General features: G+C 73.6%; 11 protein-coding genes. 2 read left to right on the top strand and 9 right to left on the bottom strand.

Annotated elements, in window-relative coordinates:
• Window positions 1–16: 16 nt before the first annotated feature.
• The 7 genes from secF to SGUI_RS02275 form a co-directional block, all read right to left on the bottom strand.
• Complete coding sequence (secF, locus tag SGUI_RS02245; protein WP_066635699.1) at window positions 17–1,237, bottom strand: protein translocase subunit SecF; 1,221 nt, start codon at window positions 1,235–1,237, stop codon at window positions 17–19.
• On the bottom strand, window positions 1,237–3,234 hold the full coding sequence (gene secD, locus SGUI_RS02250) for a protein translocase subunit SecD (RefSeq protein ID WP_066635702.1): 1,998 nt from the start codon (window positions 3,232–3,234) through the stop codon (window positions 1,237–1,239). Before secD ends, secF begins: the two co-directional genes overlap by 1 nt.
• Window positions 3,231–3,611 carry a preprotein translocase subunit YajC gene (locus SGUI_RS02255; RefSeq protein WP_066635705.1) on the bottom strand — a complete coding sequence of 127 codons (381 nt, stop codon included), beginning with the start codon at window positions 3,609–3,611 and terminating at the stop codon, window positions 3,231–3,233. The genes secD and SGUI_RS02255 overlap by 4 nt, the downstream gene beginning before the upstream one ends.
• Window positions 3,612–3,754: 143 nt before the next feature.
• Window positions 3,755–4,864, bottom strand: a complete 1,110-nt coding sequence (ruvB, locus tag SGUI_RS02260; RefSeq protein WP_237141489.1) for a Holliday junction branch migration DNA helicase RuvB — start codon at window positions 4,862–4,864, stop codon at window positions 3,755–3,757.
• 44 nt (window positions 4,865–4,908) lie between these two features.
• Window positions 4,909–5,517, bottom strand: a complete 609-nt coding sequence (gene ruvA / locus SGUI_RS02265; protein WP_066635710.1) for a Holliday junction branch migration protein RuvA — start codon at window positions 5,515–5,517, stop codon at window positions 4,909–4,911.
• A complete protein-coding gene (gene ruvC / locus SGUI_RS02270) occupies window positions 5,514–6,185 on the bottom strand; it encodes a crossover junction endodeoxyribonuclease RuvC (protein ID WP_066635712.1) in 672 nt (223 codons plus the stop codon). The genes ruvA and ruvC overlap by 4 nt, the downstream gene beginning before the upstream one ends.
• A 157-nt stretch (window positions 6,186–6,342) precedes the next feature.
• On the bottom strand, window positions 6,343–7,113 hold the full coding sequence (locus SGUI_RS02275) for a YebC/PmpR family DNA-binding transcriptional regulator (protein WP_066635713.1): 771 nt from the start codon (window positions 7,111–7,113) through the stop codon (window positions 6,343–6,345).
• An 89-nt stretch (window positions 7,114–7,202) separates the two neighbouring features.
• Between SGUI_RS02275 and SGUI_RS02280 the strand changes: the two genes are divergently transcribed.
• Both SGUI_RS02280 and SGUI_RS02285 read left to right on the top strand, forming a co-directional pair.
• On the top strand, window positions 7,203–7,736 hold the full coding sequence (locus tag SGUI_RS02280) for a GNAT family N-acetyltransferase (RefSeq protein WP_066635716.1): 534 nt from the start codon (window positions 7,203–7,205) through the stop codon (window positions 7,734–7,736).
• 110 nt (window positions 7,737–7,846) lie between these two features.
• Entirely contained in the window at window positions 7,847–10,198 is a 2,352-nt protein-coding gene (locus tag SGUI_RS02285; protein ID WP_066635718.1) for a cell wall-binding repeat-containing protein, read from the top strand.
• On the opposite strand, the gene pdxT is transcribed toward SGUI_RS02285, so the two are convergent.
• Window positions 10,186–10,818: a pyridoxal 5'-phosphate synthase glutaminase subunit PdxT gene (gene pdxT, locus SGUI_RS02290; RefSeq protein ID WP_066635720.1), complete on the bottom strand. Its 633-nt coding sequence runs from the start codon at window positions 10,816–10,818 to the stop codon at window positions 10,186–10,188. The two genes, SGUI_RS02285 and pdxT, sit on opposite strands and share 13 nt — an antisense overlap.
• Window positions 10,812–11,711, bottom strand: coding sequence for a pyridoxal 5'-phosphate synthase lyase subunit PdxS (gene pdxS, locus SGUI_RS02295; RefSeq protein ID WP_066635722.1), 900 nt, complete (start codon window positions 11,709–11,711; stop codon window positions 10,812–10,814). The genes pdxT and pdxS overlap by 7 nt, the downstream gene beginning before the upstream one ends.
• Window positions 11,712–11,859 lie beyond the last annotated feature (148 nt).

The following is an 11,859-nucleotide window of genomic DNA, read 5'->3' on the forward strand; positions in this document are numbered from 1 at the left end:
AGCGGGATCCTAGGGGTCAGCGGTTGCGGCGCTTGCGCTTGGGCTGGTTGCGGGGCCCGCGCTGGGCATACGGGTGCAGCTGCCGGCCCGACGTCTGGCCGCCGCCGGACCCGCCTCCCGTCGCCGCCGTGCCGGAGGAACGGGAGCCGGACGGCTCCTGCCCGCCGACCCCGGCACCGACGAGGTCGTCCTCGCCACCCTCGAGCCCGTCCTCGGGCTCGGCGTCGTCACCCCGGGCGGCGCGCGCCTCGTGCCGCGCCCGCCGCTTGAGGACCTGCGCGTCGTGCCGGCGGATGGTGAGCTCGCCCTCGCGCAGGTGCACGAGGAGCGGCGTGGCGATGAAGATCGAGGAGAAGGTCCCGACCGCGATGCCGATGAACAGCGCCCACGCCAGGTCGACCAGGGTGCCCGGCCCGATGAGCGTCACGCCGACGGCGAGGATCACCGCGACCGGCAGCAGCGCCACCACCGAGGTGTTGATCGAGCGCACCAGGGTCTGGTTGACCGCCTGGTTGGCCGCCTCGCCGAAGGTCTGCCGCTTGGTGTCGAAGGCGTGCTCGGTGTTCTCCCGCACCTTGTCGAAGACGACGATCGTGTCGTAGATCGAGTAACCCAGGATGGTGAGGAAGCCGATGACCGAGGCCGGGGAGACCTCGATGCCGATGAGGGCGTAGATCCCGATGGTGAAGAAGACGTCGTGGATGAGCGCGACGAGCGCCGCGACGGCCATCTTCCAGGTGTGGAAGTAGAAGGTGAGGACCACGGTGACCAGGGCGAGGAAGACCGCCAGCGCGATGATCGCCCGGTTGGTGACGGTCTCGCCCCAGGACGGGCCGACGAAGGAGCTCGTGACGTCGGCGACGTCCACCCCGAACTCCTCGGCGAGGTCGCCGCGGGCGGCCTCGGCGTCCGAGCTCTCCAGCTCACCGGTCTGCACCCGGATCGTGGAGTCGCCGATCTGGGTGATGGTGGTGGTCCCCTCGGGGGCGACCTGCTCGATGATGGCGTCGGTGCGCTGCTCGTAGTCCTCCATCTGCTGCGCGCTGACCTGGCTCACCCGCAGCTCGGAGCCGCCGCTGAACTCGATGCCGAAGTTGAGCCCGCGGCCGAAGAGCCCGACGAGCGAGACCGCGATGAGGATGCCGGACAAGAGGTACCAGAACAGCCGGCGGCCGACGATGTTGTAGGACCGTGCGCCGGAGTAGAGGTCGTTGCCGAGGCGGGAGAAGCGCGACATCAGACCACACCGCCTTCCAGTTCTTCGCGGGTATGCCGCCGGCGGCCCGGCGCGATGACGTCGGGCTCGCGGACCCTGCCCCGGCCGAGGTAGGCCGAGCGCTTGGCGCCCAGCCGCTCGGGCTCCATGCCCGACCACTTGCGGCCCTCGCCGAAGAAGCGGGTGTTGGCCAGGATGCTCACGAGCGGGTGGGTGAACATGAAGACCACGACGAGGTCGATGATCGTCGTGAGCCCCAGGGCAAAGGCGAAGGCCTTCACGCCCGACTCGGAGAGCAGGTAGAGCACGGTGGCCGCGATGAGGTTGACGAGGTCGGAGATGATGAGCGTCCGGCGCGCCCGATCCCAGCCGGTGTCGACGGCATACCGCAGCGGCCGTCCGGCACGGACCTCGTCGCGGATCCGCTCGAAGTAGACGATGAAGCTGTCCGCCGTGATGCCGATCGCCACGATGAGACCTGTCACCCCGGCCATGGTCAGCCGGAAGTTGTTGGCCCAGCCCAGCAGGGTGACCGACCCGTAGGCGAGCAGCGCCGCGACGACGAGCGAGCCGATCGCGACCAGGCCGAGCGCGTGGTACTGCACCAGCATGTAGGCGAAGACGAGCAGCAGGCCGATGATGCCGGCGATGACGCCGTAGCGCAGCTGCTCCCCGCCGAGGGTGGGGCTGATCTGCTCCGAGGTCTGCACCTCGAAGCTCAGCGGCAGCGCACCGAACTTCAGCTGGTTGGCCAGGGTCTGCGACTCCTCCGGGGTGAAGTCGCCGGAGATCGTGGCGGTGCCGCCCGAGATGACGCTGTTGACGGTGGGCGCCGTGATGACCTGGCCGTCGAGGACGGTCGCGAAACGGTTCTGCGCCTCGCCCTGCGGGTAGCCGTAGAGCCGCGAGGTAATCTCGGCGAAGGTCTGGCCGCCCTCGCCGTCGAAGGTGAGGTTGACCTGCCACCGGCCGGTCACCGCGCCGCCCTGGACCGTCTCCGGGCCGGCGTTGGCGTCGGTGACGCTGCTGCCGGTGAGCTCGACCGGGCCGAGGATGAACTTCTCGTCACCGTCGACCGAGCAGGCCACGGTGGGCTGGTCGGTGGGGGCGGAGGCGACCTGGGTGGCCACGCCCTCGGCGGCGCAGTCGAGGTCGGTGAACTCCTGCTGCAGCTCGGGGGTGATCTGCGCGAGGCTGGAGGGGTCGCTCGGGGTGGTGGCGCCGTCCTCGCCCGGCGGGGCGGTGCTGTCCGCGCCGTCCTCGGCCGGGACGCCCGGGGCCTCGGTGGCCGCGGCGTCGTCGCTGCCGCTGGCGGGCAGCCGGGTGCCGCCGCGGTTCTCGTCGGTCTGCTCCGCCTCGTCGCCGGGAGGAGCCTCGTCGACGCTGTCCTCCTCGGGCGGCGTGCCGGACTCCTGCGCGTCCTGCTGCTGCTGCTCGAACTCCTCGAGCTGCTCCTGGATGAGGCTGGGCGGCAGCGGCAGCCGGCGCTGCTCGGGCAGCTCGGCCTCGGGCCCGGTGGGCTGGGCGATGAGGACCGGGCGGAAGCGCAGCTGGCTGGAGCGGCTCAGCGCCTCGACCTGGTCGGGCGTGGGGTTGCCGGGGATGGCGACGGAGACGTTCTGCCCCTGGCGGGTGACCTCGGCCTCGGTGACGCCGCCGCCGTCGACGCGGCGCCGGATGATGTCGATGGCCTGCTCGAGCTGCTCCGCGGAGACGGTGGAGCCGTCCTCGGTGATGGGCTCCATGACGATCTGCCGGCCGCCGGCGAGGTCGAGCCCGAGCTGGGGGGTGAGGGAGGCCGGCGGGTCGGCCCACAGGCGGGCGGCACCGATGCCGCCGAAGAGGAGCACGGTGACGACGAGCAGGCTGAGCAGGGTACGCAGCGGGCCGCGGATCCGCGCCCGGCGCTGCCCGCCGGAGCGGCGTCCGCCCCCGGACCGCCGCTGGCGACGGCCGCCGCGCTCCCCCGCGCCGGGGAGGTCCTCGTCCCGGCGGGGCGCCGGGGTGGAGGTCGTCATCGGGGCTGGCCGTCGGTGTCGTCCGTGGCGGGGGTGTCGTCGTCGCCCTGGTCCGGTCGCTGCGTCTCACCGGGGCGCCCGGCCGCGGTGCCCACCATGGACATCGGCAGGATCGCGCGGCGCTGGAAGCGCAGCACCACTCCGCCGGCCTCGAGGTGGATGACGTCGGCCTCGACGGCGCGCACCACGCCGTACATCCCGGAGGTCGTCATCACCTCCTGCCCCGGCTGCAGCTGGCTCTGTGCCTCGTTGACCGAGCGGGCGCGACGCCGCTGGTTGAACATGAGGAACAGCAGGAAGATGATCGGCAGTGCCAGGATGAGCAGCGTGAGGCCAGAACCCCCCGCGCCCGCAGCGGAGCCGGTCGCCAGTGTCATGGAGTGACCCTTCGGAAGCGTGTGTCGTGGGGCGCCGGGTGCGACGCCGTCGTCCCGCCGCTCGCGCAGAGCCGCGCGGCAGGCACCCGGGGCAGTCTAGGTGAGTCCCCTGGGGCCACCAAAGAGGCGGGTGTGCCGTGTCCTCACTCCCCCAGCGGGAGTGTGTCCGGCGGGCCCCCCTCGCCCCCGAGCCGTCGCCCGGCGCCGCCGGGCACGGTGCCACCCGGCGCCGGCTGCTCCGGCGGGTGCAGGCCGAGGTGGGTCCAGGCGGCCGGGCTGGCGGCGCGCCCGCGCGGGGTGCGCACCATGAAGCCCTCGCGCACGAGGTAGGGCTCGGCGACGGTCTCGACGGTGTCGGGCTCCTCGCCGACGGCGACCGCGAGCGTCGACAGGCCCACCGGCCCGCCGCCGAAACGGGTGCACAGGGCGTCGAGCACCGCCCGGTCCAGGCGGTCCAGGCCGAGCTCGTCGACGTCGAAGAGGGCCAGCGCCTCCTGGGCGGCCGGCTCGTCGACGACGTCCTGGCCGTGGACCTGCGCCCAGTCGCGGACCCGGCGCAGCAGCCGGTTGGCGATGCGTGGCGTGCCGCGCGAGCGGGAGGCGATCTGGGTGATCCCGGGGTCGTCGGCCTCGATCTCCAGCAGCGCCGCGTTGCGGTGCAGGATCGTCACGAGGTCCTCGGTGGCGTAGTAGTCGAGGTGGCCGGTGAAGCCGAAGCGGTCACGCAGCGGTGCGGGCAGCAGGCCGGCACGGGTGGTGGCCCCGACCACGGTGAAGGGCGGCAGCTCCAGCGGGATCGCGGTGGCGCCCGGGCCCTTCCCGACGATGACGTCGACCCGGAAGTCCTCCATGGCGAGGTAGAGCATCTCCTCGGCCGGGCGGGACATCCGGTGGATCTCGTCGAGGAAGAGCACCTCCCCCTCGACCAGCGAGGACAGCACCGCGGCGAGGTCGCCGGCGTGCTGGATGGCGGGGCCGCTGGTGATCCGGATCGGCTGCTCGAGCTCGCCGGCGATGATCATCGCCAGCGTGGTCTTGCCCAGGCCGGGCGGACCGGAGAGCAGCACGTGGTCCGGCGGGCTGCCCCGGCGTCGCGCCGCCTCCAGAACCAGCCCCAGCTGGTCCCGGACCCGTCCCTGGCCGGGGAAGTCCGCGAGCCGCCGCGGCCGCAGGGCGGCCTCGATCCGGCGCTCCTCGTCGGTGCCTGCCGGGTCGACGACCCGCCCGGTCGCGTCGAGCGGCCCCTCGGGCACCTCGACCTCGTAGGAGCCGTCCTCGTGCCGTCCGGCCGCCTCGCTCACCGGCCCAGCTCCCGCAGGGCGGCCCGCAGCAGCGCGGCGACGTCGGTGGGCTGCTCGCCCTTGGTGACGGTGGCGAGCGCGCCCTCGGCCTGCTTGGCGGTCCAGCCCAGGCCCTGCAGGGCCTCGCGCACCTGGCCCTGCACGGCGTCGTCGGCCTCGGCGGCCGCGCCGCCGGCGCGCGGGGGCATACCCGGCTCCGCACCCAGCGCCAGGATCTTGTCCTTGAGCTCCAGCACCAGCCGCTCGGCGGACTTGCGACCGATCCCCGGCACCTTGGTCAGCGCGACGAGGTCCCCCTGCGCGAGGGCCGCGCGGACGTCGTCGGGCGAGTGGACCGAGAGCATCGCCAGCGCGAGCCGCGGGCCGACGCCGCTGACCGTCTGGACCTGCTCGAAGATGGCCTTGGCCTCGGTCGTGCCGAAGCCGTAGACGGTGAGCGACTCCTCGCGCACCACCAGGGTCGTCTCCAGCGAGACCTCCTGACCGGTGCGGGTCCCCGCCGCGGTGTCCGGGGTGGTGTGGACGAGCAGCCCCACCCCGCCGACCTCGACGACGAGGTGGTCCAGGCCGACGTGGCGGACCGTGCCGCGGATCGAGGCGATCACCGGGGGTTCCTCCTGCTCGAGACGGTGGTGGCGGGTGAGCCGCTGCGGGCCGAGGCGCGCGCGGCGGCGGACCGGGCGGCGGTGCGGTGCTCGTCGTGCAGCTGGGCGAGCCGGTTGGGCCGGGCCCGGGCCGCCTCCCGCTCGGCGTCCTGGTAGCGGTTGGGGCCCCCCGCCTCGCCCTCCAGCCGGGCCTGGGCGCCCCCGCGCCACAGGTGGCAGATCGCGAGCGCGAGGGCGTCGGCGGCGTCGGCCGGCCGGGGCGCCTGCTCCAGCGTGAGGATCCGGGTCACCATGCGGGTCACCTGCCCCTTGTCGGCCCGGCCGTTGCCGGTGACGGCCGCCTTGACCTCCGAGGGGGTGTGCAGCACGACCGGCACCCCGAGGCGCGCGGCCGCCAGCATCGGCAGCGCGGAGGCCTGGGCCACCCCCATGATGCTGCTGTTGCGGGTGCTGGCGAAGACCCGCTCCACGGCGACCGCCTCGGGGCGGGTGCGGGCGAACCACTCGTCCAGCTCGGTCTGCAGGGTGAGCAGCCGCTCGGCCGGGTCGTCCGTCGGCGGGGTGCGCACCACGCCGACCTCGACCAGGCGCAGCCGCCGACCGGGCAGCCCCTCGACGACGCCCAGACCGCAGCGGGTCAGGCCGGGGTCGACGCCGAGCACGCGCATACCGCTCCCGTTCGGAGAGTGTGGACAGATGTTCGCACTCCACGCTACACAGTCGCAGTGGCGAGCCGCTGCCGCGACACACCACCGGCGACAGCGTGGTCCTCGCTGCGCTCGGGCGGCCTTCTGCTCCGAGCAGTCAAGCTCGCTCCGCTCGCGACTACTCGGCCTCGTCGAGCTCGGCGAGCACCTCGTCGGAGATGTCGGCGTTGGAGTAGACGTTCTGCACGTCGTCGCAGTCCTCCAGCGCGTCCACGACCCGGATGACCTTCTTGGCGCCGTCGGCGTCCAGCGGCACCTGCATGCTGGGCACGAAGGTCACCTCGGCCGAGTCGTAGTCCATGCCCGCGTCCTGCAGCGCGGTGCGCACCGCCACGACGTCGCCGGCCTCGGAGATGACCTCGAAGGACTCACCGAGGTCCTCGACCTCCTCGGCCCCGGACTCGAGCACGATCTCGAGCAGCGCGTCCTCGCCGGTCTCGCCGCTCTCCTGCTCCTTGGGCACGACGACCTGGCCCTTGCGCTCGAAGAGGTAGGCCACCGAGCCGCTGTCGGCCATCGACCCGCCGTTGCGGGTGAGCGCGGTGCGCACCTCCATGACGGCGCGGTTCTTGTTGTCGGTGAGGCACTCGATGTAGAGCGCGACGCCGCCCGGGGCATACCCCTCGTAGACCAGGGCCTCGTAGCTCGCGCCACCGGCCTCCGCGCCGGACCCGCGCTTGACCGCCCGGTCGATGTTGTCGTTGGGGACCGAGCTCTTCTTCGCCTTCTGGATCGCGTCGTAGAGCGTCGGGTTGCCGGCCGGGTCTCCCCCACCCATCTTCGCCGCGACCTCGATGTTCTTGATGAGCTTGGCGAAGAGCTTGCCGCGCTTGGCGTCGATCGCGGCCTTCTTGTGCTTCGTCGTCGCCCACTTGGAGTGACCACTCATCGTTGCTCCTTGGTTGCGTCGCTGGATCGGGTATGCCGCGCGACCGCCTCGGGCGGTCTGCTCACGGACCGACGTCCTAGGCTACCCGCATGGATGGGGACCCCCGTGCGGCGCAGATCCGCCCACGCGAGGCCGGCGACGTCCCGGCGCTCGCCGCGGTGCTCATCGCCCAGCAGCCCGCCACCGGCTACCCGCTGCGCAACCCGCTCCCCTTCCCGCCCGAGCAGTTCGTGGCTCGGGAGCGCGACGTCGCCGCCTGGGTCGCCCTGCTCGACGACGCGCCGGTCGGTCACGTGGCGGTGACCCGGCTCGTCGACGACGCCGTGGGCCGGGCCTTCGGCGCCGCGAGCGGTATGCCCCTGGAGCGGCTCGGCTGCGTCTCCACCCTCTTCGTGGCGCCGGGGGCCGGCGGCCGCGGGGTCGGCGGCCGGCTGCTGGACGCCGCGGAGGGCTGGTGCCGGACGGAGGGCCTGGTGCCCGTGCTCGACGTCTTCCCCAGCCACGCCGGTGCGCGTGACCTCTACCTGCGCCGCGGCTGGGTCGAGATCGGGACGACCCGGCTGGACTGGGTGCCCGAGGACGGGCCGGACATCGCGCTCATGATGCTGCCCGACCCGCGCTGAGCCGCAGTCACCTCACGACTCACTCTTGTCCCACCACCACCTGGTGCCGCATAGTGGACGGTGGTCCGGGCCTGTCCCTGCTCGGTCCACCCCCTCGACGAGGAGTCATCGTGCGACGTCCGTCCGTCCTGGGTCTCGCGCTCGCCCTTGTCGTGTCCCTCACGACGGGTGTCCCGGCGATCGCCAGCCCTGCCGCCCCCGAGCCCGACCCGAGCGACCCGGCGTCCGGCGTCTCGCTCCCTTACGCCCAGCAGGCCGAGGCCGTCCCGGAGCTCGAGAGCCCGGAGGACCTGGGCGAGACCACGGTCGTCACCACCGACGCCGTGCTCCCCGCGCCGGTGCCGGGCGCCGAGGTCTACCCGGTGCCCGCCGACGGCAGCTACGACATCACCGGCGGCGGCTACGGCCACCGGATCGGCATGTCGCAGTGGGGAGCGCACGGCGCCGGCCTCCAAGGGCTCTCGCACCAGCAGATCGTCGGCTTCTACTACCCGGGCACCCGGCTGGAGACGTGGGCGCTGCAGGACATCGCGGTCGGCATCACCATCGACGACGACGGCGTCACCCGGGTGGCGCACCGCTCCGGGCTGCGCGTCTCCGCCGCCCCGGGCAGCCGCACCTGGGCGCTGCCGTCGGGGCGCAGCCAGTGGCGGGTCCGCGCCACGGGCTCCTCGGCGACCTCCTGCGTGCTCGAGGGGTATGACGGTTCCTCCTGGTCCTCGTGGTGGCCCTCCGGGATGTCTCGGCGCTGCCCGGTCACCTTCTCCTCCTCGCAGGAGGGCACGGTCGACCTCTACCTGCCCACCGGGAGCCTGCGGGTCTACCGCGGCGCCCTCACCGCGACCCACCACGGCAGCTCGGCGCTCGCGACGGTCAACCACCTGCCCGAGCAGCACTACCTGCGCTCTGTGGTCGCCGCCGAGATGGGCCCCTCCTTCCACCCGGCGGCGCTGCGGGCGCAGTCCGTGGCCGCGCGCACCTACGCGCGCCGTAGCGCCAGCACCTCCTACTACGACGTGTGCGACACGACGGCGTGCCAGGCATACCGTGGCCGTGGCGCCCGGAACGGCGACGGGACCCTGACCTCCTACGAGTACTCCGCCAACACCGCCGCGGTGGACGCCACCGCCGGCGAGGTGCTGACCTTCGCCTTCCCGGACGGCCGACGGCTCGCGACGACGATGTACTCCGCCTCGACCGGCGGCCAGACCCTCGCCGCGGGCAACGGGCACGACTACCTGCGCGCGCAGAAGGACCCCTACGACGCCACGGCGGCCAACCCGCGGCACCGGTGGAGCGCCTCGCTGCCGCGCACCGCGCTGCAGCAGCGCTACGGCATCCACCGGGTGGAGCGGGTCCAGGTGCTCACCCGCGACGGCGTCGGCGCCTGGGGCGGGCGCATCCTCACCGCCAGGGTCGAGGGCTTCACCTCCGGCGGTGCCTACACCTACGCCCACGCCACCGGGACGGGCCTCATGCTCTCCCGCTACTGGCCGAGCTGGTCCGACGGGCTGTCCTCGGACTACTTCACCTTCGCCGGGGCCGCGCCGACCCCGACCGAACCGGTCCGCCTCAGCGGCACCGACCGCTACGGCACCGCCGCGAAGGTCGCCGAGCAGTGGAGCCCCGGCGTGGGCGTCGTCTACGTCGTCTCCGGGCAGGACTACCCGGACGCGCTCGCCGCCTCGGCCCGCGCCGGGGTCTACGACGCCCCGCTGCTGCTCACCCGGCAGGACGGGCTGCCGGGCGCCACCGTCCGGGCGCTGAACCGGCTGCGCCCCGACCGCCTGGTCGTGCTGGGCGGCACCGACGCCGTCTCCGGCGACGTCCTGCGCGACCTGCGGGGGTATGCCCGCACCGGCCGGGTGGACCGCGTCGCCGGCGACGACCGGTACGGCACCGCGGCGGCGCTCGCGGGCTACTACCCCAGCGGGGTGGACCGCGTGCTGCTCGCCAGCGGCCGCGACTTCCCCGACGCGCTCGCCGGTGCCGCGGTCGCCAACGGCCAGCAGGCGCCGCTGCTCCTCACCCGCCCCGACGGCCTGCCGACGAGCACGATCAGCGCGCTGCGCCGGCTGCAGCCGCGCGAGATCGTCGTGCTCGGGGGCGACGGCGCCGTCTCCGGGACCGTGGTGCGGGAGGCCCGGCAGTATGCCTCGGGCGGCGTCGTGCGCTGGGCCGGCACCGACCGCTACCGCACCGCGGCACGGATCGCGGCCACCTTCCCCCGCGGCACCGACCCGGCCTTCGTGGCGCTGGGCACGGACTTCCCGGACGCGCTGGTCGCCGCCGCGCTCGCCGGCCGCCACGACGCCCCGCTCGTGCTGACCCCGGGTGACCGGGTGGCGGGCGGCGCCCACCAGGCGCTGACCCACCTGCGACCCGGCTCGATGTACGTCCTCGGCGGCACCGGGGGCATCACCCGGGACACCCTGGGCCTGCTCGGCCGTTACCTGCGCTGAGCCCGCACGAGCTGCACGAAGAGCTCGTGCACCCGGTGGTCGCCGCTGACCTCGGGGTGGAAGCTCGTCGCGAGCAGGCCGCCCTGCCGCACCGCGACCGGGTGACCGTCGGTGCTGGCCAGCACCTCGACCTCCTCGCCCAGCCGCTCCACCCAGGGCGCCCGGATGAAGACGGCCCGGAAGGGGCGCTGCGGGTCGCTCAGCCCGGTGATCTCGAGGTCGGCCTCGAAGCTGTCGACCTGCCGGCCGAAGGCGTTGCGGCGCACCGTCATGTCGATCCCGCCGAAGGTCTGCTGCTCGCGGTGCCCGTCGAGGATCTCGTCGGCGAGCTGGATCATCCCGGCGCAGGAGCCGTAGACGGGCCTACCCTCCGCGATCCGGTCCCGGATGGGCTCGTGCAGGCCGAAGATGCGGCACAGCCGGTCGATCGTCGTGGACTCACCGCCGGGGACGACGAGGCCGTCCAGCCCGTCGAGCTCGGCAGGGCGTCGGACCAGACGGGTGGAGGCGCCCGCGGCGGCCAGTGCGGTGGCGTGCTCGCGCACGCCACCCTGGACGGCGAGGACGCCGATCGTCACCGGTGCGTCCGTGCTGCCGGAGGGGTCCTGCGGGGTCACCACCCGCGCTCGGCCAGGCGGTGCGGCTGGGGGATGTCGTCGACGTTGATGCCGACCATCGCCTCGCCCAGGCCGCGGGAGACCTCGGCGAGCGTGTCGGGGTCGTCGTGGAATGTCGTGGCCTTGACGATCGCGGCGGCGCGCTGCCCGGGGTTGCCGGACTTGAAGATGCCCGAGCCCACGAAGACGCCCTCGGCCCCGAGCTGCATCATCATCGCGGCGTCCGCGGGCGTCGCGATGCCGCCCGCCGTGAAGAGCACGACCGGGAGGCGGCCCGCCTCGGCGACCTCCTTGACCAGCTCGTAGGGGGCCTGCAGCTCCTTGGCCGCGACGTAGAGCTCGTCCGGCGCCATCGAGGTGAGCCGGTTGATCTCGGCGCGGATGGACCGCATGTGCGTCGTGGCGTTGGACACGTCTCCGGTGCCGGCCTCGCCCTTGGAGCGGATCATCGCGGCACCCTCGGTGATGCGGCGCAGCGCCTCCCCGAGGTTGGTCGCACCGCAGACGAAGGGGACGGTGAAGGCCCACTTGTCGATGTGGTTGCTGTAGTCGGCGGGGGTGAGCACCTCGGACTCGTCGACGTAGTCGACGCCCAGGCTCTGCAGCACCTGCGCCTCGACGAAGTGCCCGATGCGGGCCTTGGCCATGACCGGGATCGAGACCGCCTCGATGATGCCGTCGATCATGTCCGGGTCGCTCATCCGCGACACCCCGCCCTGGGCGCGGATGTCGGCCGGCACCCGCTCCAGCGCCATGACCGCGACCGCGCCGGCGTCCTCGGCGATCTTCGCCTGCTCGGCGGTGACGACGTCCATGATGACGCCGCCCTTGAGCATGTCGGCCATGCCGCGCTTGACGCGGGTGGTGCCGGTGGTGTGCTGGGTGGGCTCGGACATGCCGGTGGTGCCTCTCGTGCTGCGCGGTGTGTGGACGGCGCGGGCACCTCGGGTGGGGGTCGCCGCGCGCCGGGACGCCACTGATTCTACGGCCGCGCCGGGAGGGCACCGACCCTGTGCGGGCGCGTCCCGGACCCTGTCCCTTTCG

It is taken from the genome of Serinicoccus hydrothermalis (genome assembly GCF_001685415.1).
Taxonomy (GTDB): Bacteria; Actinomycetota; Actinomycetes; order Actinomycetales; family Dermatophilaceae; genus Ornithinicoccus; species Ornithinicoccus hydrothermalis.

Excerpts from the sequence above, each read along its gene's own strand:
- secF (WP_066635699.1), bottom strand. The coding sequence starts at position 1,237 with ATGTCGCGCTTCTCCCGCCTCGGCAACGACCTCTACTCCGGCGCACGG.
- secD (WP_066635702.1), bottom strand. The coding sequence starts at position 3,234 with ATGACGACCTCCACCCCGGCGCCCCGCCGGGACGAGGACCTCCCCGGC.
- SGUI_RS02255 (WP_066635705.1), bottom strand. The coding sequence starts at position 3,611 with ATGACACTGGCGACCGGCTCCGCTGCGGGCGCGGGGGGTTCTGGCCTC.
- ruvC (WP_066635712.1), bottom strand. The coding sequence starts at position 6,185 with ATGCGCGTGCTCGGCGTCGACCCCGGCCTGACCCGCTGCGGTCTGGGC.
- SGUI_RS02275 (WP_066635713.1), bottom strand. The coding sequence starts at position 7,113 with ATGAGTGGTCACTCCAAGTGGGCGACGACGAAGCACAAGAAGGCCGCG.
- SGUI_RS02280 (WP_066635716.1), top strand. The coding sequence starts at position 7,203 with ATGGATGGGGACCCCCGTGCGGCGCAGATCCGCCCACGCGAGGCCGGC.
- pdxS (WP_066635722.1), bottom strand. The coding sequence starts at position 11,711 with ATGTCCGAGCCCACCCAGCACACCACCGGCACCACCCGCGTCAAGCGC.